15 protein-coding genes are annotated in these 24,313 nt (G+C 69.9%); 5 read left to right on the top strand and 10 right to left on the bottom strand.

Annotation, left to right across the window (positions count from 1 at the left end; genetic code table 11):
• The first annotated feature begins 64 nt into the window (after nt 1-64).
• The gene (locus E1295_RS36420; protein ID WP_132637859.1) at nt 65-2,857 is read left to right on the top strand and encodes an AfsR/SARP family transcriptional regulator; all 2,793 of its coding nucleotides are present in this window, start codon (nt 65-67) and stop codon (nt 2,855-2,857) included.
• Between the two features lie 441 nt (nt 2,858-3,298).
• On the opposite strand, the gene E1295_RS36425 is transcribed toward E1295_RS36420, so the two are convergent.
• The 5 genes from E1295_RS36425 to E1295_RS49240 form a co-directional block, all read right to left on the bottom strand.
• Entirely contained in the window at nt 3,299-4,654 is a 1,356-nt protein-coding gene (locus E1295_RS36425; RefSeq protein ID WP_166427580.1) for a S8 family peptidase, read from the bottom strand.
• A gap of 159 nt (nt 4,655-4,813) precedes the next feature.
• Nucleotides 4,814-6,211, bottom strand: a complete 1,398-nt coding sequence (locus E1295_RS36430) for a S8 family peptidase (protein ID WP_166427581.1) — start codon at nt 6,209-6,211, stop codon at nt 4,814-4,816.
• Nucleotides 6,212-6,403: 192 nt separating this feature from the next.
• Nucleotides 6,404-8,449 carry a S8 family peptidase gene (locus E1295_RS36435; protein WP_132637865.1) on the bottom strand — a complete coding sequence of 682 codons (2,046 nt, stop codon included), beginning with the start codon at nt 8,447-8,449 and terminating at the stop codon, nt 6,404-6,406.
• Between the two features lie 143 nt (nt 8,450-8,592).
• A complete protein-coding gene (glgB, locus tag E1295_RS36440; protein WP_132637867.1) occupies nt 8,593-10,770 on the bottom strand; it encodes a 1,4-alpha-glucan branching protein GlgB in 2,178 nt (725 codons plus the stop codon).
• 647 nt (nt 10,771-11,417) lie between these two features.
• Complete coding sequence (locus E1295_RS49240; protein WP_166427582.1) at nt 11,418-11,603, bottom strand: hypothetical protein; 186 nt, start codon at nt 11,601-11,603, stop codon at nt 11,418-11,420.
• Between the two features lie 471 nt (nt 11,604-12,074).
• Here E1295_RS49240 and E1295_RS50365 point away from each other — a divergent pair, with 471 nt between their 5' ends.
• Together E1295_RS50365 and E1295_RS36445 are read left to right on the top strand one after the other, a co-directional pair.
• Nucleotides 12,075-12,356 carry a hypothetical protein gene (locus tag E1295_RS50365; RefSeq protein WP_220449069.1) on the top strand — a complete coding sequence of 94 codons (282 nt, stop codon included), beginning with the start codon at nt 12,075-12,077 and terminating at the stop codon, nt 12,354-12,356.
• On the top strand, nt 12,332-12,868 hold the full coding sequence (locus E1295_RS36445; RefSeq protein ID WP_246080770.1) for an inositol monophosphatase family protein: 537 nt from the start codon (nt 12,332-12,334) through the stop codon (nt 12,866-12,868). The genes E1295_RS50365 and E1295_RS36445 overlap by 25 nt, the downstream gene beginning before the upstream one ends.
• Nucleotides 12,869-12,895: 27 nt before the next feature.
• Here E1295_RS36445 and E1295_RS36450 read toward each other — a convergent pair whose 3' ends face one another.
• From E1295_RS36450 to E1295_RS36460, 3 genes are all read right to left on the bottom strand, one after another.
• On the bottom strand, nt 12,896-14,236 hold the full coding sequence (locus tag E1295_RS36450) for a maltokinase N-terminal cap-like domain-containing protein (RefSeq protein ID WP_132637869.1): 1,341 nt from the start codon (nt 14,234-14,236) through the stop codon (nt 12,896-12,898).
• Between the two features lie 3 nt (nt 14,237-14,239).
• The gene (gene treS, locus E1295_RS36455; RefSeq protein WP_132637871.1) at nt 14,240-15,940 is read right to left on the bottom strand and encodes a maltose alpha-D-glucosyltransferase; all 1,701 of its coding nucleotides are present in this window, start codon (nt 15,938-15,940) and stop codon (nt 14,240-14,242) included.
• A gap of 71 nt (nt 15,941-16,011) precedes the next feature.
• On the bottom strand, nt 16,012-18,102 hold the full coding sequence (locus tag E1295_RS36460; RefSeq protein WP_132637873.1) for an alpha-1,4-glucan--maltose-1-phosphate maltosyltransferase: 2,091 nt from the start codon (nt 18,100-18,102) through the stop codon (nt 16,012-16,014).
• A 283-nt stretch (nt 18,103-18,385) separates the two neighbouring features.
• On the opposite strand from E1295_RS36460, the gene glgP reads away from it, so the two are divergent.
• Complete coding sequence (glgP, locus tag E1295_RS36465) at nt 18,386-20,968, top strand: alpha-glucan family phosphorylase (RefSeq protein ID WP_132637875.1); 2,583 nt, start codon at nt 18,386-18,388, stop codon at nt 20,966-20,968.
• A gap of 42 nt (nt 20,969-21,010) precedes the next feature.
• Nucleotides 21,011-21,907 (top strand): MurR/RpiR family transcriptional regulator, encoded by an 897-nt coding sequence (locus tag E1295_RS36470; protein WP_132637877.1) that lies wholly within the window; start codon nt 21,011-21,013, stop codon nt 21,905-21,907.
• Here E1295_RS36470 and E1295_RS36475 read toward each other — a convergent pair.
• Nucleotides 21,870-23,783, bottom strand: coding sequence for an N-acetylmuramoyl-L-alanine amidase (locus E1295_RS36475; protein WP_132637879.1), 1,914 nt, complete (start codon nt 23,781-23,783; stop codon nt 21,870-21,872). The two genes, E1295_RS36470 and E1295_RS36475, sit on opposite strands and share 38 nt — an antisense overlap.
• A 338-nt stretch (nt 23,784-24,121) precedes the next feature.
• Nucleotides 24,122-24,313: hypothetical protein (locus tag E1295_RS49245; protein ID WP_166427583.1), on the bottom strand; the 192-nt coding region annotated here is incomplete at its 5' end.

The raw sequence follows: 24,313 nt of genomic DNA on the forward strand, positions 1-24,313 counted from the left end.
CGGTCCGAGCAGACGGATCGACACCTCGGGCACCCCGCCGGCTTCCGCGATAGCTTCGACATAAGTGCCGGTCAAGCGAAAGGAGCGCGGCGGGGTGCCCGAGGTGTCGATCCGTCTGCTCGGACCGTTCGAAGTGCGGCTGCCGGACCGTACGGTGCAGATCGCCTCGAAACGGCAGCGTGCTCTGCTGGCGAGCCTCGCCCTGCAGCCGGGGCGCGTCGTGTCCGTCGAAGTACTGACCGAGCGGATCTGGGGCGCTGACCTGCCGTCGAGCCCCCGGGAGGCCGTGCAGAACAACGTGCACCGGCTCCGGCGGCTGCTCGGGCCGGAGCTGGGCGGGCTGGTGCGCAACGTCGTCGACGGATACCTGCTGGACGTCGGCCCCGGCCAGGTGGACGCGGCGCGGTTCGACGGGCTCGTCCGCGACGCGGAGCGGGCCGCGGACGACGAGCCGGCGCGCGCCCGCGAGCTGCTGCGGGCCGCACTGGAGTTGTGGCGGGGCGAGCCGCTCGCCGACGTCGCGTCCGACTCGCTCCAGCGTGACCACGCGCCCGCGCTGACCGAGCGTTACCTCGCGGCTGTCGAACGGCGCATCGACCTCGACCTGGCGCTCGGCGACCGCGCGCCGAGCACGCTGATCGCCGAGTTGCGCGTGCTGACCTCACGCTTCCCGGTACGCGAACCGCTGTGGGAACGGCTGCTGACCGTGCTGATCGCGGACCGGCGGCAGGCGGAGGCGCTGGAGGCGTACGAGTCCGTACGGAAGATCCTCGCCGACACGCTCGGCGCGGACCCGTCGGCGCCCCTGCGACGCCTGCACCGGCAGTTGCTGGACGGAGAGGCCGAGCCGGAACGGGTGACGCCGCGGCAGTTGCCGCCGGCGCCGGCGGGCTTCGCCGGCCGGACGGCCGAGCTCGGCGCGCTCGACGAGAAGCTCGGCCGCTGGTCCGGCAGCGGGCTCGCCCTGGTGGCGATCCACGGCGTCGGCGGCGCGGGCAAGTCGGCGCTCGCGGTGCACTGGGCCAGGCTCAGGCAGGACCGCTTCCCCGACGGGCAGCTCTACCTCGACCTGCACGGCTACGGCCCCGGCCGGCCGGTCACCGCGGAGGCGGCGCTCGGGCGGCTGCTGCGCTCGATCGGCACGCCACCCGACCGCGTCCCCAACGACGCGGGCGAGGCCGCGGCGCTGCTGCGCACCCTGCTCGCCGGCCGCCGGATGTTGCTCCTCCTCGACAACGCCCACGACGCCGAACACGTCAGGCCGCTGCTGCCGGGATCCGACTGCTTCGTCATCGTCACCAGCAGGAGCGACCTGCGCGGCCTGGCCGCACGCGACGGGGCGCACCGCCTGGCGCTGCGCGAGCTGCCCGACGACGACGCCCTGACGTTGCTGACGACGGCGATCCCGCGGCACAGGGCCGAGGCGGAGCCCGACGCGCTGGCCGAGCTGGCCCGGCTGTGCGGACGCCTGCCGCTGGCCCTGCGCATCGCGGCCGAGCTGGGCTCCCAGTATCCCGACCGTTCCCTCGCCGACCTGGTCGACGACCTGAGGCAGCGTCACAGCCCGCTGGACGCCCTGGCCGACAGCGATCCGGGAGCCGACCTGCGTACGGTGTTCTCATGGTCGTACGACCTGCTTCCGCCGGACCTGGCCCGTGCCTTCTCCCACCTCGGCTGCTACCCCGGCAGTGACATCGGGCTGCCGGGCGCGGCCGCGTCGCTGGACGTCGCGCCGGCCACGGCGCGCGACCTGCTCGACCGGCTGGCCGCCGTGCACCTGCTGGAAAGGCACCGGCCGGGGCGCTACCGGCTGCACGACCTGCTCAGGGAATACGCCGGGGAGCGGCTGGCCGCCGACCGGCCGGAAGCGGGCGCGGCGGCGTTGCGCCGGATCCTCGACTGGTATGTGCGGGCGGCCAGACAGGCGCGCGTCGCGCTCGGCTTCTCACGCCCGATCTCGCTCGGCCGCGGCATCGGCGAGACCGCGGTCCCGCTGCCCGACCTTCCCTGCAGCGGTGCGGCGTCCGAATGGTTCGAGACCGAACGCAGCACGCTGGTCGCCGCCGTCGTCGCCGCCGCCGACCACGGCCTGCTCGACCACGGCTGGCAGCTGATCGTCGAGATGCGGGACTTCCTCGACCGGGCGCGTTATCACGCCGACTGGCTGACGGCCGGCCGGGCAGGACTGGAGTGCGCGGAGAAACTCGGCGATCCGCTGGCCGGATACCAGGCCGCGTTCGCGCTCGGGGGCGCCTACTCCATCACCGGCGCGTACGAAGACGCCGACGCGACGCTGAGAGCGGCCCTGCGCAACGCCGAGCGGCTCGGCGACCCCGCGAAGATCTCCCGGGCACTCAGCGTGCTCGGGCTGGTCTGGCAGCGGGCCGAGGACTACGACCGCGCGCTCGCCTACCACCGCAAGGCCGAGACAGCCGCCCGGTCCGAGCCCTACGCGGTGGTCCGGGCCCACGCCCTGCTCAACTACGGCGCCACCCAGATCGTGGCGGGGCGCTGCGCCGAAGCCCTGGGCACCACCCGCGAGGCGCTGGAGATCTACCAGGAGCACGGCCTTGAGCTGCAGGAGGCCTGCGCGTTGACCAACCTCGCCGCGGCCTGCCAAGGGACCGCCGACTATGCGACGGCCCTGGACCACTGTGAGAAGGCGCTGACGATGTCGCTGCGGCTGGCCGACGTGAGCGGTCAGGTCGAGTCGTTGACGACCCGGGGCGAGATCCAGGCCGCGATGGGCCGCCCGGATGCCGCGCGCGCCTCATGGGAGGAGGCGCGCGAACTCATCGGACCGGCTGACCCCAACTACGCCAGGCTCGATCAACTTCTCAAGGGCCTGGGCTGCTGATCGCGCGCAGCCGGCCGTCCGGTTCTGGTGATGGTTGCCTCCCCGTGTCCTTGCCGTCGCGTACTCCGTAGGGAGCCGACGTCCGGACAGCACACCAGAGGCCGCTATCAGATCGCTCTCACCTTCCCTCCGCTACTGGGAGCGGGGACGGAGCCGGCTGCGGGATCCGTAGGGCTCGGCGTAGGGGTGGGTGGATGCCCGGAGGGAGTCCAGCACCGGGCGCATGGCAACGCCGGCGACGTAATAGCGTCCTCTCGCCCGGCCCTCAGGGGCGAGCCACTTCAGGCGGCACATCTCCCGGATGTCTCTGACGGCCTGCTGCGGGCTGAGCTCGGCGTCCTGCTGGTAGACGGTCCGCCGGGACCCGGGAGCCCCAGAAGGCGGGCAGGAGGGGCGGAGTGGCGGGTGGCTGGCGGGAGACGCGCACCCACCCGCCAGCGATCAGCGGGCGCGCAGGGCGGCCCACACGTCGATGCGGGGCGTGGTGACCTTCGTGCCCCCGCTGTCGTACGTGATCGGCTTGCCGGTGTTCTTCAGCGTCGCGAGCAGCCCGTCCACCGGGGCGTCGCGGCGCTGCTGGTGCAGCAGCGCGAAGGCGCCCGCCACGTGCGGAGCGGCCATCGAGGTGCCGTTGAGCGTCGCGTACGTGTTCCCGGCGATCGCCCCCGTGATGGACACGCCCGGCGCGTAGACGTCGATCAGCGTGCCCCGGTTGGAGAAGGCGGCGACGGCGTCCTGCTTGTCCGTGGCGCCGACGGCGACGGTGTTCGAGACGCACGCCGGCCATGACACGGAGGCGTCGAGGCCGGCGTTGCCGGAGGCGACCACCGTGGCCACGCCCTTGGTGAGGAGACTGTCCACCTCGGCCTTGAAGTCGGCTCCGTCGCCCGTGTCGCAGGCGGTGGTGTACTCGCCGCCGCCCAGGCTGAGGTTGACGGAGGCGACGTTGTACGTGTCGGTCAGCAGGCCGACGTACGTCATGCCGGTCAGGATGGACGAGTCGTAGGCCAGGATGCAGACAGGCCGGCCCGAGCAGTACGACGAGTTCTCGAAGCGGCTGAACACCTGCACCGGCACGATGCGCGCCTTGGGGGCGACGCCGTCGGCGGCGAACTCGGCGGTCCGCTGCCCGGCGGCGATGCCGGCGACGTGCGTGCCGTGGTAGCACAGGCCGTACTGCGGTTGCGGGGCGTCCTTCATGCAGGCCGTGCTCTCGGCGTCGGCGGCGCCGTCGCCGATGTCGAACTCGCTGCCGTTCGGGCACAGCGGCGTGGAGCCGTCGGCGGGGTCGGCGGCCGAGAAGCACGCCTCGGCGACGATGCGCCTGCCGAAGGCCGGGTGGTCGGTGTCGATGCCGGAGTCGAGGATCGCGACGGCCGTGCCCTTGCCGTCCACGCCGCTGTCGTGCGCCTGGTCGGCGCCGATCAGGGGGACGCTCTCCACCAGCGAGGGTTCGTTGAGCTTGTCCTTGCGGATCGAGACGACCCCTGACTGCTCGGCCAGCTTCTCCAGTTCCGCGCGGGTGCCGCGGTAGACGAAGAAGTCGAGGGCATCGGCCACTTTGGCGGGCGGCTTCGCGAGGACGTTCTTCTTGTCCCGCTTGATCCCTTCCGCTCTGGACTGCACGGACTTCACCATGGCGGGCTGCTGTACGCGGACGATGGCGCGGTGTTCGCCGCTCGCCGTGATCGCAGGGTCGATCTTGGTTTCGGGGTCGGCGAGCGCGGGTGTGGCGACGAGCGCGGCCGAGGTGGCGGCTAAGGCGATCGCGCCGGCCAGCAGAGACGAGAGTCTCAACTGATCCTCCGGTGGTTCAGGGGGCATTTCTCACCGGAAGTGTAGTAATCGGACAAGTGTTGTCAGAAGGGCGAATGAGTTCTGTTATCGGTTCTTGTTCTGTTCTGTTCGATGATGACCGGCGCGGCCGGAGCCTCGGACTCCGGCCGTGACGCCCGCTCAGACACGTGCGGCAGGGGTGGCCCGTTCCGCGTCGATCCTGGCGGTGACCGTCGAGGTGCCTCCGGCGTCGTACCGGATGGGTGTGCCCGTGCTCTTCAGCCGCTGCAGGCTCTGCGCGACGGTGTTGTTCGCGTACGCCTGCTTCATCAGCGCGAACATGCCGGCCACGTGGGGGGCGGCCATCGAGGTGCCGCTCAGCTCGGCGTAGGTGTCGTCGGGCACCGAGGAGTTGATGTCCACCCCCGGCGCGAACAGGTCCAGCAAGGCCCCCCGGTTGCTGAAGGCCGCGGGGACGTCGTTGTCGTCGATCGCGCCCACCGCGACGGCTGTGGAGATGCAGGCGGGGGAGGAGACACTGGTCGGGGAGCCGCTGTTGCCCGACGCCACCACCGGCGCCACGCCCAGCGCCACGAGCGCGTCGAACTCCGGCTTGACCCCCGCGGCTGCGGGGTCGGCGTCGCACGCCTCGGTGAACAGGCCCCCGCCGGCCAGGCTCAGGTTCACCGCGGCGACGTTGTTGGCCCTCGCGACCCGGGCCACGTATTCGAGCGCCAGCTTCTGGTCCGAGGTGTAGCTGAGGAAACAGGGGGCGCTGCCGCCGCCCGACCCGCAGGTCAGGGGGTTGTCCACGCGGCTGAAGACCTGGATGGCCAGGATGCGCGCCCCGGGGGCGACGCCGTTGGACGGCGCCCCCGCGGTCACCGCGCCCGCCGCGATGCCGGCCACGTGTGTGCCGTGCGAGCAGGCGTTCGCCCCGTTGACCAGGCACTGGGCGGTCTCGGCGTCCGCCGAGCCCGGCCCTGTCTGGCTCGGCTGGCTGTTCGGGCAGAGCGAGACGGTGCCGTCATTGGCGTCGGAGGAGGAGAAGCACGCCTCGTCCACCAGCCGGCCGCGGAAGAACGGATGGTCCCGGTCGATGCCCGTGTCGAGCACGGCGACCGTCGTGCCCCTCCCGGTCCAGCCGGCGGTGTTCGCCCGGTCCGAGCGGATCAGGGCGGTGCTGGCGTCCAGCGTGGGATGGCGCAGTTCGTCCTTGTAGACGGACTGGATCCTGTCGTCCTTCCTGAGCTTGGCCAGCGTACGCTGGTCCACCTCGGCGACGAAGAAGCGCGACGACGAGGCCGCCTCCAGGACCCGGCTGCCCTCCGAGGCCTGTTCGAGCTCCTTGGCGACGACCTGGGCGTTCTGGCCGGGCTTGAGCTGGATGATGGAGCGAACCCGGGTCTTCGCCTTGATCTCCGCGACGAGCGCGGGGCTGATGACGGGATCGCCGGTGTCTTTCGTGTCGGCGCGCAGCGGCGGCGCCGCGAACAGCACGGCGCACAACACGGCGCACAACACGGCGCACAACACGGCCGGCGCGCTCGCGCAGGCCGGCAGAGACCGTAGCCTCACATGGTCCTCCGAAGGTCGGTTCGTCCTTGAGGCGGGAGCGTTCCGCTCCTGGCCCGCGTACTGCCGCATACATCCCCCTTGCCACAAGGGTGATGTGGGAGATGAAAGCGAGCACCGCGACCTTGGAGACGTTTTTGCCTCAGGGCGACCAGAGGGAGAGGCCGGTCGGATGAGACCGGCCTCTCCCTCTGGTCACCTCGTCGACCTGACGACCTTCTTCGTCGCCTTCTTCAGCGCCGACGCGGACGGCTTCTTGCTGAGCCGCACCTTCTCGGCGGCGGCCAGCGTCGTGGTGCCGTTCGTGCCGTGCGCCCAGTTCAGCCAGGCCGTCAGCAGCGCGCCGTCCAGCCTGGCCTTGCCCGTGCGGGTGTTCTTCAGCACCCGGTACGCCTTGCCCAGCGAAGACGCCTTCGTCAGCTCGGGGAACACCTTGCTCGACTTGCCGATCAGCTTCAGGTAGCAGGTGAGCGTGTCGTCGGGGATCTTTCCGCTGCTGCGGTGGATCTCCACGGCCCACTTCTTGGCCGTCAGCTTCTTGGCCGTCCTGCCCCGCGTGCAGACCGTGCTCGCCGGTTTCACGACGGGGCTCGCGGTGACCGTCACCGTGACCGTCACGGTGGGCAGCGGCACCGGCGAGGCGGACGACGTCGGCTCCGGACCCGGGTCGGCGGGGACGTCCGGCTCGGGGGAGGGGCCACTGCCGTCACCCGGATCGGGCTGAGGGTCGGTCTCGGGCGGCGCCACCGGGGTCTGCGAGATCGGAGGCTGCGGCGCGGCGCCGGCCAGGGCCGCCGCCAGGTCGAGGCGCGGCGTGGTGACCTGCGTGCCGTTGGCGTCGTACACGTACGGCCTGCCGGTCGTCTTCAGCTTGTCGATCAGTTCGGCCATCGGCGTCTGCGGGGAGGCCGCCTTCATCAGCGCGAGCGCGCCGGCCACGTGCGGGGTGGCCATGGAGGTGCCGCTGTAGACGGTGGTCGCGTTGTCCGGCACCGACGACTCGATGTCCACGCCCGGCGCGAACAGGTCGAGCACGGCGCCGCGGTTGGAGAAGTCGGCGATGGCGTCGCCGCCGTCGTTCGCGCCCACGGCCACGGCGCTGGAGATGCAGGCCGGGTACGAGGCCCCCTCGTAGTACTCGTTGCCCGCGGCCACCACGGTCGCGGTGCCCTTGGCCAGCAGCGCGTCGATCTTCGGCTTGAAGACGGCCCCTTCCTCGGAGGTGTCGCACTCGTTGTCGTACAACATCCCGCCGAGGCTCAGGTTCACCGCCGCGACCGGCTGGCTCAGCCCGGCCACGTAGTCCATGGCCTGCAGCAGCGACGACTCGTAGGCCAGCAGGCACGACGGCTCGCCGCAGAGGTTCTCGTCGTTGACCCGGCTGAACACCTGCACCGCCACGATGCCCGCCCCGGGCGCCACACCGCCGCTGCCGGCCGCGATGCCTGCGACGTGGGTGCCGTGGTCGCACAGGTTGACGCCGCCCGACAGGCACTTCTCGGTGGTCGCGTCGGCCGCGCCGGTCCCGGACTGCTGCGTCTGGCCGTTCGGGCAGAGCGACTCGACGCCGGGTTCGACGGCGGAGAAGCAGGCCTCGGCCACGACGCGGCCGTTGTACCAGGGGTGGTCGGGGTCGATGCCGGTGTCGAGCACCGCCACCGCCTGGCCGGCGCCGGTGAAGCCCTTGGCGTGCGCCTGGTCGGCGCCGATCAGCGCGAGGTTCGAGCCGGCCTGGGTCGGTGTGTACGTCCTGTCGCGGCGGATGGAGGCGACCCGCGGGTCCTCGGCCAGCCTGGCCAGTTCCTCGGCGGTGCCCTTCACGACCATGAACGCCTGGCTCTGCGGCTGCAGCACCACGTCCACGCTTTCGGCGGCGGCCTGGGCCGCGACGGGAGCGTTCTCCGCGGGGCCGGTCAGCTCGACGATGGCCCGCGCGGTGCCACCGTCGACGCCTAAGCCCTCCTCGACCTTCTCCTCGGGCGGGGTCTCGGTCTCCGCGGGAGGCTGCGATTCAGCGGGCGGCTCAGCGGGGGGCTCGGCTGGAGACTCGGCGGGCGGCTCGGCCGGAGGCTCGGCGGGCTGCCCGGTGGGGGGCCCGGTGGAGGGCTCGGTCGCCGGGGGCGCATGGGACTCCGTCGCGGCGGGCGGCGGGGTGGGCGTCGGACCGTCGGCATGGGCCGGGCCCGACAGCGGCAGCAGGGCCAGGGCGATCGTGCACACGATCAGGGGGCGAAGTCGCACGCGTCCTCCGAGAGGGGATGATCTCGGAGTTTAGGGCGATTTGCCCGACACGCCCAGGGCTCCCGCCCGCATTCTCACGGAACTTTCAGCGTCCGCCGATCAGCCGCCGTCAAGTCACCGGTCAGCCGCCGATCATTCACCGATCAGTCGCCGTCCGGTTGCCGGTCAGTCGCCGGCGCCTCGTGCCTGAGCCAGACCGCGCCGAGCGGCGGCACCCGCAGCGTCGCCGAGTGCGGCAGCCCGTGCCACGGTTCGTCGCCCGCCTCCACCAAGCCCATGTTGCCCACGCCGCTGCCCCAGTAGTCGTAGGCGTCGGTGTTGACGATCTCCGTCCACGGGCCGCCGTACGGAAGCCCGAGCCGGTAGCTCTCGTGCGGCCCGCCACTGAAGTTGACCACGCACGCCACCGCCGACCCGTCGGTCCCGTAACGGACGAACGAGAACGTGTTGCCGGAAGCGTCGTCGGCGTCGATCCACCGGAACCCCTCGGGCGTGTGGTCCTGCTGCCACAGCGCGGGGCTCTCCTTGTAGACGCGGTTGAGGTCGCGTACGAGCCGCTGCACGCCCTGGTGCCCGTCGAACTCCAGCACCCACCAGTCGAGGCCGCGCTCCTCCGACCACTCAGAACCCAGGCCGAACTCGCCCCCCATGAACAGCAGCTGCTTGCCCGGATGGGCCCACATGAACGCCAGCAGCGCCCGTACCTGCGCGAACCGCTGCCACTCGTCGCCGGGCATCTTGCCCAGCAGCGAACCCTTGCCGTGCACGACCTCGTCGTGCGACAGCGGCAGCACGTAGTTCTCCGAGTACGCGTACAGCAGCGAGAACGTCATCTTGTGGTGGTGGTACTGGCGGAAGATCGGCTCGTGGCGCAGGTATTCCAGCGTGTCGTGCATCCAGCCCATGTTCCACTTGAACCCGAAGCCGAGCCCGCCCAGGTGCACCGGGCGCGAGACCCCCGGCCAGGCCGTCGACTCCTCGGCCACGGTCGAGATGCCGGGCGCCTCGCGGTAGCACACGGAGTTCATCTCCTTGAGGAACTCCACCGCGTCGAGGTTCTCCCTGCCGCCGTAGACGTTGGGCGTCCACTCGCCCTCGCGCCGCGAGTAGTCGAGGTAGAGCATCGACGCGACCGCGTCCACCCGCAGCCCGTCGATGTGGAACTCCTTCAGCCAGTAGAGGGCGTTGGCCACGAGGAAGTTCCTGACCTCCCTGCGGCCGAAGTCGAACACGTACGTGCCCCAGTCGGGGTGCTCGCCCCTCGCCGGGTCGGCGTGCTCGTACAGCGGCGTGCCGTCGAAGCGCGCGAGCGCCCAGTCGTCCATGGGGAAGTGGGCCGGCACCCAGTCGAGCAGCACCCCGACGCCGCGCTGGTGCAACAGGTCCACGAACGTGCGGAAATCGTCAGGCGTGCCGAACCTGGCCGTCGGCGCGTAGTAGGACGTCACCTGGTAACCCCAGGACCCGCCGAACGGGTGCTCGGCCACCGGCAGCAGCTCCACGTGCGTGAAGCCCAGGTCGGACACGTACGTGGAGAGCTGCTCGGCCAGCTCGGTGTACGACAGCCCGGGCCGCCACGAACCCAGGTGCACCTCGTAGATGCTCATGGGGCCGTGCTGCGGCTGCGTCTCGCGCCGCTCGGCCATCCATGTGCCGTCCTCCCAGACGTGCTCGGACCTGTCCACCACGGACGCCGTCATCGGCGGCACCTCGGTCCGCCTGGCCATCGGGTCGGCCTTGTCGCGCCACATTCCGTCGGCGCCGAGGATCTGGTACTTGTACCGCTCGCCCACGCCCAGCCCGGGAACGAACAGCTCCCACACCCCCGATCGCCCCAGCGAGCGCATGGGGTAGGCGGTGCCGTCCCAGTGGTTGAAGTCGCCGACGACCCTGATGCCGCGCGCGTTGGGCGCCCAGACGGCGAACGCCGTGCCCTCGACGTCCTCGTGCTCCATCACGCGGGCGCCGAGCACCTCCCAGAGCCGCTCGTGCCGCCCCTCGCCGATGAGGTGCAGGTCCACCTCGCCCAGCGTGGGCCAGTGCCGGTAGGGGTCACGCATCAGGTACGGCTCCGCGCCCGCGTACTTGACACTCAGCGCGTAACCGGGCACCTTGTCGAGGCCGGGGACGGTGACCTCGAACACGCCGTGGGCCTGGTGCTTCATGCCGTGGCTCGTACCGTCGTCGAGCACCACCGCGACCCGCTCGGCCAGTGGCCGCAGCGCGCGGAAGACCACGCCGCCCGCCACGGGATGGGCTCCCAGCACGGAGTGCGGGTCGTGGTGCGCCCCACCCGCCAGGCGGTCGAGCTCTGTCCTCATCGGCATACTCCCCACCTTGCCCCATGATGACCGTCCATCCCAGGCACTGCCCGCTATCACCGAGACAATCACCGAAAGTGCAAAATCCGGGTCCGCCCACGGGACGATCGGGGATCCTTTTTCCGTTCTTAACCAGGTCTTCGTAGTGTTCCGCGCCAGGGTGGTCGGTTGATCACGTTGGGTGATCTCACCAGATACCTCCGAGGAAACCCCCGCCTTCAGACGGGGGAGGAATCGGGCCCCTGCGGAGCAGGACAGGGGTAGCCGATTCGCCGCCAGGCGAACCGGCGTCACAACGCCGCACGACATCGCACGGTTCGGTAGTGTGTTCGACGGTGGTGATGACCAAGCCACCGGACGAACGATCAGAAGCACCCTCGCCGCAGGGCTTGCGGAGAGGTGAAACGCCTGTGGAGCTGGTGTAAGACCTCAACGAGAGTTCCCTTTCCCGAGCGGGCGACCGGCGGTGAAGCAGGAAGGCCAGTCGGCGACGGCTGGAATCCCGGTCCTTGCAGGGCCGGGAGGATGTCAAGAGAGGGACGGTCGGTCACCGCGAAGCCCGCTGGCGGGGGCAGCGGAAACCCGCGTACGGCTCAACGAGCGTACGCGGGTCATGACCTCTTGCGGGAAGGCTCGTCGAAAGGCGGTCAGCGGCCGATGTGGACGTACCGCGTGCACACGAAACGCGACCCTCCAGCGGGGGAACCCGCGCAGGCCGACCATTTCTGCGGCGGATGGACGGGCCGCGACCGGGTGTTGACCCTGTTGCCCTTGCCCGGCTGGAGAATGGCCTTCTCCCGTGTGAGGCCCTGGTAGAGGTCCAGTCTGGCCATCTCTCCTGGCCTCACGTTCACAGCGTTCGCGTGGACCCTCCCTGTCTGCTTGTTGCGCCAGAGCTTGGCGGTGACACCACCTTTGCTGCTTTGCGCCAGCAGAGCGTACGTCGCAGCGTTCGCGCTGGGCGTCGTGACCGCCAGGAGGACCGCCGTCGTGGCGATGCCCGTGAGCGTTGCTATAAAAGGTCTCACGAAATTCCTCTTTCCTGGATTCCGAGCTCGGAGATTACTTGCCGCCGTTGGGCGCATGCCCAGCTCATAGTGGTGCAAGATTCTCGTGAAGCCAGGCCGGGCAGGGAAGGACATTGACAGGACATCTGCCGGACGTTCACCGGGTCTTCGTGGTCGGCCGGCCCGGTGTTCTCATGTGTGGCCGGCCGGTCGGGGATGCCGGTGGGCAGGAAGGCCTCCCATGTCGCGTGCATCCGTTCGTCGGCACGCCTTCCCAGCCTCGATAGTCTGCACGGCGTGATCAACTCCTCTGCCGGTCCCGACGATGCCGCGGTCGCGATAGCCGGGGCGCGGGCCGGCGCGGACGTCGTCCGCAACATGTACGGCCGGCTGCTCAACCGCATCGACAAGGGTGCCGGGGACTTCGCCACCGCTGCCGATGTGGAGGCTGAGAAGACGATCCTTGGCGTCATTCGCGCCGCACGGCCCGATGACGGGTGGTCGGCGAGGAAGGCGGGCAGCAGGGCGCCGCCGGCGCTGTGCGCCAGTGGTTGGTGGACCCCCTGTGCGGCACGCTGAACTACGCCGCCGGCACCATGCTGGTGGCCGTCAACGTGGCGCTGCGTGATGGGGCGGCGGCGGTGGCCGACCCGTTCAGCGGCGACATCTTCTTCACCGACGGGGAGACCGCCTGGGTGCGGCATGGCGGGACCGACGCACTGCTGAAGCCCTCGCCCGTTACCCGGTTGGTGGACGTCAACCTGGATCCGCCGTTCCCGGGTGCGCCCGCATTTCGGGCCGTGGATCTGCTGGCACACCCTGGATTCGTCGCACATTTCCGGCCTCGGGTCGTGTCCACGAGCCTGGCGCTGGCCTGGGTCGCTGCCGGCAAGCGCGCCGCGTACGTCACCGATGGCGGCGATCTGTCCAGGAGTGTGCACTTCGCGGCCGGCATCGCTTTGTGCCGGGCTGCCGGCTGCGTCGTCACCGGAATCGACGGTGCCCCGATCGAGGCAGGCCGTGGGCTTGTGGCCGCCGCCGACGACGGGACCCACGGGCTGCTGATGTCGATGATGCCCGGTCGGAACTAGTGCGGTGACCGCTGGGTTTCGCCGGGCTTACCGGTCAGAGCGCCGGCGGGGGCGGAAGGCGGCCAGGGGGATCGGCAGCCACGTGGGCCGGTTGCGGGCCTCGTAGACGACCTCGTACACGGCCTTCGACAACTCGAACGCCCGCAGCAGCACGGCGTCCCCGCGGGTGATCACGCCGCCGCCCTCGGTGTATCCGTCGAGGAACGCGGCCCGGTTGCGGTCGGCCCACTCCTGCGCCCGCGGCTCCAGGTCGTCGACCTCGGAGTGGCCGGCCAGCAGGTGCCTGGCCGCGTAGTCGAACGAGCGCAGCATGCCCGCCACGTCGCGCAGCGGCGACGACAGCGCCCTGCGCTCGGCCAGCGGCTGGCCCGGCTCGCCCTCGAAGTCCAGCACCACCCAGTCCGTCGTGGTACGCATCACCTGGCCGAGGTGGTAGTCGCCGTGAACCCGCTGCACGGGCACCTCGCTAGTGAGCAGCTCCACCTGGTGATAGGCGTGTTCGATGCCGGGTACGTGGGGGCGCAACGCGGGCACCTCGGCCACCGCGCGGCCGAGCCGGCGTCTGAAGCCCTCGGCCATGCGCTTGACCTCGTGCGTCTCGATGACGTCCGTGGGGAAGGCGGCGGCCAGCTCGCGGTGCACGCGAGCGGTGGCCGCGCCGAGCCGCAGCGACTCGGCCGCGAAGTCCCCTCCGACCTCGGAGGCGGGGATCTCGGGCAGCGAGGCGTAAAGGTCGCGCACGCTGGCCAGGGCGAGGTCCCAGCCGTCGTTCGCGGTGGACAGGAACTCCTGCATGAACGCGAGCGTGGTGCCGGTGCCGTCGAGGTCGGTCTCGATCCACCCGTACGGCTGCGCGATGTGCGGCGCGTCCCTGGCGGCGAGCGCGGTGACGATCTCCAGTTCGGGGTTGACGCCGGGGATGAGCCGGCGGAACAGCTTGCAGATGTAGGCGTCGCCGTACACCAGTGAGGTGTTGGACTGCTCGGCGCTCAGGACCACGCTGCGCGGTTCGGTGTCGATGGCGGCGCCGGGGACGTGGCGCATGCGCAGGCCGCTGCGGTCCTCGCCGCGGGCCATCCCGTCGAGCAGCCAGCCGGTGCGCTCGGAGTCGTGTACGGCGTCGTAGAGGTGCACGTCGCCGGCCGTGCCGATCAGCGCGTGGGCCAGCCGGTCGGGGAGCGAGGGGCGCTCCCCGAGCAGCACCTGGTAGCGGTCGCGCGAGCCCTCCTGCCAGACGGCGACGATCAGATGCCGGAGCCCGGGGGTCAGCTCGACGTCCGAGTCGATCGACAGAGCGTCGATCGGGCGCCCCTTGCCACCGAACCAACGCTGGCGGCCGATCCATGTGGCAAGGAGCTCGTCAAGCACGTCCTACTCCTCCTGGATGACGGCCGGCGGGAGCGTGAACCAGTAGAACCCATGCCCGGGAAGCGTCAAAAGATACGGAAGTTCGCCAATTGCCGGGAATGGGACCCCGCCCATCGTCTCCACGGGAGCGACGCCGACGAACCTGCGCAGGTCGAGCTCGACCGGCTGCGGGAAGCGCGACAGGTTGTTCACGCACAACATGCGGTCGTCGCCCAGCTCGCGCACGAACGCCAGCACGCTGGGGTTGGAGGAGTTGAGCTCGGCGTAGCCGCCCAGGCCGAAGACCGGGTGCCGCTTGCGGATCTCGATCATGCGCTTGGTCCAGTGCAGCAGCGAGCCGGCGTTCTTCTGCTGGGCCTCGACGTTGATGGCCTGGTAGCCGTAGATCGGGTCCATGATGACCGGCAGGTAGAGCCGCCCGGGGTCGCAGTCGGAGAAGCCGGCGTTGCGGTCGGGGTCCCACTGCATGGGGGTGCGCACGCCGTCGCGGTCGCCGAGCCAGATGTTGTCGCCCATGCCGATCTCGTCGCCGTAGTAGAGCACCGGGGAGCCCGGCAACGACAGGAGCAGCGCGGTGAACAACTCGATCTGGTTGCGGTCGTTCTCCAGCAGGGGAGCCAGACGGCGACGAATGCCGACATTTGCCCGCATGCGAGGATCTTTGGCGTATTCGGTGTACATGTAGTCGCGTTCCTCGTCCGTGACCATTTCGAGCGTGAGCTCGTCATGGTTGCGGAGGAAGATGCCCCATTGGCAATTCTCCGGAATTTTGGGTGTTTGGGCCAAAATTTCGGAGATCGGGTAGCGCGATTCCCTGCGTACGGCCATGAAGATTCGCGGCATCAACGGGAAGTGGAAGGCCATGTGACATTCGTCCCCGCCGCCCACTGAGTCGCCGAAATACTCCACGACGTCCGACGGCCACTGGTTGGCCTCGGCGAGCAGCACCCGGTCGGGGAAGAGGCGGTCGACCTCCGACCTGATCCGCTTGAGGTACTGGTGGGTCCTCGGCAGGTTCTCGCAGTTGGTGTTCTCCTCCTCGAAGAGGTACGGAACCGCGTCCAGCCGGAACCCGTCGATGCCCAGGTCCAGCCAGAACCGCAGCACCTCCAGCATCGCGTCCTGCACGGCCGGGTTCTCGTAGTTGAGGTCGGGCTGGTGGTGGAAGAACCGGTGCCAGTAGTACTGGCCGCGCACGGGGTCGTAGGTCCAGTTGGACGTCTCGGTGTCGATGAAGATGATCCGGGCGTCCTGGTACTTCTCGTCGGTGTCGGACCACACGTAGAAGTCGCCGAACGGGCCCTCGGGGTCGTGCCGCGACGCCTGGAACCAGGGGTGGGCGTCGCTGGTGTGGTTCATGACGAGGTCGGCGATGACGCGCATGCCGCGTTTGTGTGCCTCGTCCACAAGCTTCACGAAGTCACCCAGATCCCCGAACTCGGGCAGGATCTTCATGAAGTCGGCGATGTCGTAGCCGCCGTCACGCAGCGGCGACTCGTAGAGCGGCAGCAGCCACAGACAGTCGACGCCGAGCCACTGCAGATAGTCGAGGCGGCTGATGAGACCGCGGATGTCGCCGGTCCCGTCGCCGTTGGAGTCGGCGAAGCCCCTGATGAGGACCTCGTAGAAGACCGCGCGCTTGTACCAGTAGGGGTCGCGCGGCTTCTCTTCGTCAAAGGTGTTGGGAATGGGTGTGATGCTCATGAGCCGCCTCGCAGGGTGCTCATGAGGGAGGCGCTGTCACACACGTTGAAGACTCCCCGCTGAATTCAGTTCTACCGTGGCGCGGCTCGTACGGTGAGAATATGGGCAGGCTGGATGTGGGGGTCGAGGCGTACATAGTTGCTCTGTCTCCAGCGGTACGACTCGCCCGACAACTCGTCGTCGACGACGAACTCCGCGTTCCAGTCGAGACCGATGGCGGGCAGGTCGAGATCTACGGTGGCCTCGTGGGTGTGGTGTGGATCCAAGTTGATGACCGCCAGTACGACGTCGCCCAGCCCGTGCCTTCGTGTGGCCGTGTCATAGGCGCCCGGTAGCCGTTTCGAGAAGCAAACGATGTCCGGTTGATCGACCCTGTGGAACCGTAGGTTACGCAATTCCTGCAGTGCCGGATGCGCTCTTCTGAACAAATTCAGGTGAGTGATGAAGGGAGCCAGACTACGCCCCTCGCGTTCGGCTGTTACCCAATCGCGAGGCTTGTACTGATATTTTTCGCTATCCAGGTATTCTTCGCTACCCGGGCGTACCGGTACGTTCTCCCCCAGTTCATACCCGGAGTAGACCCCCCAGGCCGGCGATGCCAGCGCGGCCAGCACCGCCCTGATCTTGAACGCCGGCATGCCGCCGTGCTGCAGATATTCGTGCAGGATGTCCGGCGTGTTGACGAACAGGTTCGGCCGCAGATAGTGCGAGGTCTCGTGGGCCAGCTCCGACAGGTAGCTCTCCACGTCGTACTTGGAGTTCTTCCACGTGTAGTACGTGTACGACTGGTGGAAGCCCGTCTTGGCCAGCGCGCGCATCATGGCAGGACGGGTGAACGCCTCCGACAGGAAGATCACGTCGGGATCGGTCGTGTGGATGTCGGCCAGCATCCGCTCCCAGAACACCACCGGCTTGGTGTGCGGGTTGTCCACCCGGAAGATCCGCACGCCGTGGCGCATCCAGTGCATCAGCACCCGCTTGACCTCGGCGTAGATGCCCTCCGGGTCCTTGTCGAAGTTGATCGGGTAGATGTCCTGATATTTCTTCGGCGGGTTCTCGGCGTACGCGATCGACCCGTCCGCCCTGATCGTGAACCACTCCGGGTGTTCCTTCACCCAGGGGTGGTCGGGCGAGCACTGCAGCGCGAAGTCGAGCGCCACCTCCATGCCGAGCTCCCTGGCCCGGCCGACGAACTCGTCGAAGTCCTCCAACGTCCCGAGGTCGGGATGGACGGCGTCGTGGCCGCCGTCCTCCGACCCGATCGCCCACGGCGAGCCCGGGTCGTCGGGCTCGGGGCTCAGCGTGTTGTTGCGCCCCTTGCGGAACGTCGTGCCGATCGGATGGATGGGCGGCAGGTAGACGATGTCGAAGCCCATCCGGGCGATCGCGGGCAGCCGCTTGGCGGCGGTCTGGAAGGTGCCGGACTTGCTGACGCCGAACTCGTCAGCGACCGCCCCCTCCGACCTGGGGAAGAACTCGTACCAGGAGCCGTAGAGCGCCCTGCGCCGGTCGACCCTGACCTTGTGCGACCTCGACCTGGTCACCAGCTCGCGGAACGGGTGCGCCTGCAGCAGCGCGGCGGTCTCGGGAAGCTGGGCGATCGACAACCGCGCCCGCGGATCGAGGTTGTCGTCGCGCAGCGTGGCGGCGATCGACAGCAGCGCCGCGCGGTGCCCGCACGCGCTCTCGCCGTTGCCGTTCTGCCTGCGATGCCCGTTCGCGCCGGCCTGGCCCTCCTGAGCAGGGCGGTCATTCGCGCAGTCGGCCACGCGTACGGCCCGCGCGGCCCGCTCGAACAGCCGGGCGCCCTCCTCGCACATGAGGTCGACGTCCATCCCGCGCGGGATCTTGATCTCGGCGTCGTGCAGCCACGTGCTGATCGGATCGCTCCACGCCTCGACGCGGAACAGCCAGTCGCCCTCGGCCGGCAGGCACACCTCCACGCGCCAGCGGTCGGTGCCCGGCGCCTGCTCGCGCATCGGTCTCAGCCGCCAGCGCTGACCGTCGGGCGAGGTCAGCACCACGCCGGCGGCCACGGCGTCGTGGCCTTCTCTGAAGACGGTCGCCGAGACCTCGAAGGTCTCGCCGGCGACCGCCTTGGCGGGCCACTGCCCGCAGTCGACGACGGGGGAGATGTCCGTGATGGGAATTCGTCCGATCATCGCATTCAAGGGTTTGCGGCGACACACTCGGTGCCGCCGGAGGCTTTCCGTGGATGCACGCGCCGGTGGTCCGCTGGAGGCGGCCTACCCTGGCAGTAACGATCCTTGCACGTTATTTCTGGACAGCAGTGGATAGACCTCCCGAGTGTGTCTGTGGGAGGGCCAACAAAGAGGAAAGTTGCCCCAATGGTGCCTCTTCATGCTTGTTCCTGGAAGGGGTTTGAACGGTCATCATGAGGGTGAAGGACTGAGAGGTCCCTCCTAGCCCGTAGGGTGCAGAAACGTGAGAGCTATCCGCCGGTTTACCGTCCGCACCGTCCTGCCCGCGGAGCTGGCCGCCCTCGGCGAGCTCGTGCACAATCTACGCTGGTGCTGGCACCCGGAGACGATGGACCTCTTCTCCGAGGTCGACGCCGCGCTCTGGGAGCGGGTCGGGCACGACCCCGTCGCCCTGCTCGGCGCGGTGACCCCCGCCAGGCTGTCCGAGCTGGCCGCCGACCGCCGCTTCCTGCGCCGCCTCGCCGACGCCGCCGACGACCTGCGCGAATACATGACCTCGCCGCGCTGGTACCAGACGCTGCCCGACGCCGCGCGCGCCATCGCGTACTTCTCGCCCGAGTACGGCATCGCCGCGGCCCTGCCTCAATACTCGGGCGGTCTCGGCATCCTCGCCGGAGACCACCTCAAGGCCGCCAGCGACCTCGGCGTGCCGATCCTGGCGGTCGGCCTGCTCTACCGCCACGGCTACTTCACGCAGTCGTTGTCGCCCGAGGGCTGGCAGCAGGAGCACTACCCGTCGCTGGACGCCGGCGGGCTGCCGCTCAGCCTGCTGAAGGACGAAGGCGGCGCGCCGGTCAAGATCCGCATCGGGCTGCCGGACGACCGCGTGCTGCACGCCCAGGTGTGGGTGGCGCAGGTGGGCCGGGTGCCGTTGTTGCTGCTCGACTCCGACGTGGCCGACAACGACACCGCCGCCCGCGACGTCACCGACCGCCTCTACGGCGGCGGCACCGACCACCGGCTCATGCAGGAGCTGTTGCTGGGCGTGGGCGGTGTGCGGGCCATCAGGGCGTACTGCGAGATCACCGGGCATGCCGATCCCGAGGTGTTCCACACCAACGAGGGCCACGCCGGCTTCCTCGGCCTCGAGCGCATCCGCGAGCTGACCGAGGCGCGGCTCTCCTTCGACGAGGCGTGGGAGGCGGTGCGCGCCGGCACGGTGTTCACCACGCACACGCCCGTGCCCGCCGGGATCGACCGGTTCCCCGTCGAGATGATCGAGCGGCACTTCGGCGGCTCGAACGCCTGGCCGACCGTGCCCGTCGACCGCATCCTGGCGCTGGGCGCCGAGTCCGACCCCGGCCGCTTCAACATGGCCGTCATGGGCATGCGGCTCGCCCAGCGCGTCAACGGCGTGTCGCAGCTGCACGGCGAGGTCAGCAGGGAGATGTTCAAGGACCTCTGGCCGGGCTTCGACCTGGACGAGGTGCCGATCGGCTCGATCACCAACGGCGTGCACGCCCCCACCTGGGTGGGCCGCGAGTTCATGGAGCTGGCCGACCGCGAGCTGCCCTCGCTGATCGAACGCGCCCGCGGCTGGGACGGCATCCAGAAGATCTCCGACGCCGACATCTGGCAGATCAGGGGGACGCTGCGCAGGCGGCTCGTCGAGGGCGCCCGCGCGCGGCTGCGCCGGTCGTGGCGCGAACGCGGGGCCTCCGACGCCGAGCTGGGCTGGATCGACGAGGCGCTCGACCCCGACGTGCTGACCATCGGGTTCGCCCGGCGCGTGCCCTCCTACAAGCGGCTCACGCTCATGCTGCGCGACGCCGCCCGGCTCACCGAGCTGCTGCTCGACCCGGACAAGCCGGTCCAGATCGTGATCGCGGGCAAGGCCCATCCGGCCGACGAGGGCGGCAAGAAGCTCATCCAGCAGATCGTCAAGTTCGCCGACCAGCAGAAGGTCCGGCACCGCATCGTCTTCCTGCCCGACTACGACATGGCGCTCGGGCAGCTCATGGTGCAGGGCTGCGACGTCTGGCTGAACAACCCGCTGCGCCCGCTGGAGGCGTCCGGCACGTCGGGGATGAAGTCCGCGCTCAACGGCGGCCTCAACCTGTCGATCCGCGACGGCTGGTGGGACGAGTGGTACGACGGCTCCAACGGCTGGGCGATCCCCACCGCGGACGGCGTGGCCGACACCGACCGCCGCGACGAGCTGGAGGCCGCCGCGCTCTACGACCTGATCGAGCACGAGGTGTCCGACCGGTTCTACGACCGGCCGGGCGACGGGCCGCCCCGGCGGTGGATGGAGATGGTCAAGCACACGCTGGCCTCGCTCGGGCCGAAGGTGCTCGCCGGGCGCATGCTGCGCGACTACGTCGTCGGCCTGTACAACCCGGCGGCGGCCGCGGCCAGGGCGCTGTCCGCCGACGGGTACTCCCCGGCGAAGGCCTTCGCCGCCTGGCGGCTGCGCGTGGCCAAGGCATGGCCCGGTGTCAGGGTCGAGCACGCCGAGGCGTCCGGTGTGGGCGACACACCCGAGGTCGGGTCGTCGATCGAGCTGCACGCCACGATCGCGCTCGGCGACCTGGAGCCCGGTGACGTGCGGGTCGAGGCCGTCTACGGCAAGGTGGGGCCGCACGACGAGCTCGTGCGTCCCTCGTACGCGAAGCTGGAGTTCTCGTCGGTGGAGGACGACAAACGGGCGCACTACACCGGGGTCGTGCCGCTCGACCACACGGGCGCCTTCGGCTACACCGTACGAGTCGTCCCGGACCATCCGCTCGTCGTCACCCCGGCCGAGCTGGGCCTCGTCACCGTGCCTGAGGAGCCCGCCGGCATGACGAACGGAACTCTGCGTTGACCAGCAGCTCGGGATGACGGAACAAGCGGCATAATCGGGACCGTGGACGACAGCGGCAACGGCCTGCGGGCCGACACTCTGGTGGCCACGGTTCGCGGTGTGCTGCCGTCCCTGACGCCTGCCGCCCAGACCGTCGCCCGCCTCATACTCGAAGATCCGGCGACGGTGGCGCGCAGCACCATCACGGAGCTCTCCGCCGCCTCCGGCACCAGCGAGGCGACGATCGTGCGCACGGCGCGGCTGCTCGGGTTCGCGGGATACCCGCAGCTGCGCTTAGCCCTCGCGGCCGCCGCCGCGCAGCCCGACCGGCTGGTGCCCGGCGACCTGGCCCCCGACGACCCGCTCTCGGAGGTCATCCACAAGGTGGCGCGGGCCGAGTCCGAGGCGATCAACGACACGGTGGCGCAGCTGACCTCCGACCGGCTCGGGCTCGTGGTCGACGCCGTCGTCGAGGCGCGGCGGATCGACGCCTACGGCGTGGGCGCGTCGGGGCTGGTGGCCGAGGACTTCTCCCAGAAGCTGCTGCGCATCGGGCTGTCCAGCCACGCCTTCCAGGACGCTCACCTGGCACTCACCAGTGCCGTGCTGTTGAAGCCCGGCGACGTGGCGCTCGGCGTCAGCACCTCGGGGGAGACCCCCGACGTGATCGAGCCGCTCTCCCGGGCCGCCGAGGGCGGCGCCACCACCGTCGCCATCACCAACAACCCCCGCTCCACCATCGCGGAGCTGGCCGAACACGTGCTGATCTCGGCCGGGCGCGAGACGGAGTTCCGTCCCGGCGCCCTGGCCAGCCGGATCAGCCAGCTCCTCGTCGTCGACTGCGTGTTCGTCGGCGTCGCCCAGCGTACGTTCGACTCCTCTCAGGAGGCGCTCGCGAGCACCAGGCGCGCCGTCAACGCGTTCACCCGGAGAACGTCACCCGCACGTCGTCAGCCTTGACGAACATCACGCGGTGGCCGAACTGGATCTGCAGATACTTCGTCCTGCCCCGCACCACCTTGTGGTCCTCCAGGTCGAAGGTGACCGCGCGGTAGTACTCCGTGGCGGCCGGGCCCGCAAGGGTGTACTTCTCGCCGGCCGAGAACGTGTACTGCAGCGGGGTCACCTCCTGGTAGGGGATGCCCTCCGGATAGGCCTCCGCCTCCGGGTACGCCCGCCCGTAGACCGGGACGGTCGCCTTGCCGGGCTTGGGGGTGACCACCAGGCCCATGGAGGGCACGGCCGTGGGCGCGCTCTTCGGGTTGTGGAACCACGCCTTCTGGCCGAGATACCAGATGGCGGTCCAGTCGCCCTGCCTGCCGGCCACGGCGAAACGCTGGCCGGTGCTCGCCCTGGCGCTGTGGTCGTACACGCTGTAGAGCGACTCGCCTGTGGGGTGTTTGCCGATGTCCTTGATCAGCGGGGCGTCCTCGCGCGGCTCGGTGCGCAGCCAGACGGTGCCGGCGGGGAGCGGCGGGCAGGCGGCTTCGGGGTTCTGGCGGTCACAGCCGTAGAAGTACGGCTTATTCGTCGCGAAGTCCGGCTTTATCATGATCGAGCCGGATTTGGGGCCGCCGAGGCCGTGCAGCGGCGCGCCCATCAGCCGGAAGTAGTGCGCCCAGTCCCAGAACGGGCCCGGGTCCTCGTGCATCTGCCTGACCGTGGTCGGCAGCGTGCCCGGGACGTTGTCGTGGCCGAGGATGTGGGCCCGGTCCATCGGGACGCCGTTCCGCAGCGCCAGATAGCGGACCAGGCGGGCGGAGGAGCGGTACATCGCCTCGGTGTACCAGGTGCCGCCCTCGGCGAGGAAACCCTCGTGCTCGATGCCGATGGACTTGGCGTTGACGTACCAGTTGCCCGCCTGCCAGGCGACGTCCTTGGCCTTGATGTGCTGGGCGATGTGGCCGTCGGTGGAGCGGACGGAGTACTGCCAGCTGGCGCCGTACGTGGGGTCCTGGTTGAGGCGGATGGAGGGCAGGAAATATCCCTCCATGTCGTGAATGATGATGTACTCGATCTTCTGGCTGAACGGGCGGTTCGCCAGGTCGTAGTGGCCGTAGTCGTCGTTCGGCAACTCCTGGTACGCCGACGGGATCCACTCGCACGAGATCGACGCCGGGCACTCCACGCCGTCGGTCCTCGGCTTGCGCAGCCCGAGCTTGTCCAGCCACTTCCCGACCTTCGTGAGCCCGGGGACGGGAGCCAGCCTCACCTGGTGGCCGTCGTCCGTCGTGCGCTCGGCGCCCTCCTTGATGGTCGCGAAGACCTCGTCGGCGAAGAACCGGGCCGCGCCCGCCTCCTCGGCGCCCGAGTATTTCGCGACGGCGCCGTACCAGTCGCCGGGCTCGTCGCTCAGCGGCGCTCCGAGCGCCCTCTGGTGGTCGGCGAGCAGCGCCGCTCCGCCGCGGATGTTGGCGGCGGCATCCGTACGCAGCCGCTCGCGGCTCTCGCCGGTGAGCTCGGCGGCCTTCTCCAGGGTGCGCAGTGAGGCGGGAAGGTCAGTGGGCGCGGGACGCTCGCTCGGGGCGGGCAGGGGCCGGCTCTCGTCGCCACGGGCGTCCTCACCGCCCTCGTGGTGGTGGTTGGACCCGGTGAAGGCGGCGGCGTCGGTCAGGTGCATGGGCCCGAACCCGGCGTCGGTGGACGGCTGCCCGGCGTGGGCGTCCCAGCGGGACTCGAGATAGGAGACGCCGAGCAGGACGCTCTCGGGCACCTGGAACTCCTCGGCGGCGGAGGCGAAGGCCGCCTGGCGGCCGGCGGGTTCCTGGGCGTGCGCCGCTGTCACGGTGCTTAACGGCAGGGTGGCGACGAGGGAGATCGCCAATAGTCTGCGCATGAACCACTCCTTGGGCTGGGGGCGCGTGGTGGGGTTCAGCGTCTCAATATTTTCCTTCGCAAGCGAGATCTTTGCGAAGAGATTCTTCATCGCTTACGGGTACGCCCGGCAGACGCGCGCCGGGCGCGGTCAGCCGGTGATCCCGCGCCAGAAGCCGCAGTGGTGCTCCTCGAAGTCCGCGGGGCCGATGCCGCCCTGGCTCTTCGGCTTGAGGCTGAGCACGCTGCCGGCCTTGCCGAACGCGCGCCAGGCGGGAGCTCCTTGGGCCCGGGGCTTGCCGGTGTGGGCGAACGACGTCCATTGACGCGCTCCCCGGCGTGAACGTGAACGCCGGAGATTCAGCCTGTGCCGCGTAGTATCAGTCTGCGGGTCAGCCTGCCGTTCACGGCGACCACGTCGAAGTGGGTCTCCTCGGCCGGCGGAGCCCCGTCCTCGCGGAACCACGTGGACGAGGGCACCGGCACGGGCCAGCGTCCGACCTCACTCTCCGCCGAGGGACGGGTGCCGTCCACCCCTCGGCGGAGAGTGAG

It is taken from the genome of Nonomuraea mesophila (assembly GCF_004352805.1).
Taxonomy (GTDB): Bacteria; Actinomycetota; Actinomycetes; order Streptosporangiales; family Streptosporangiaceae; genus Nonomuraea; species Nonomuraea longispora.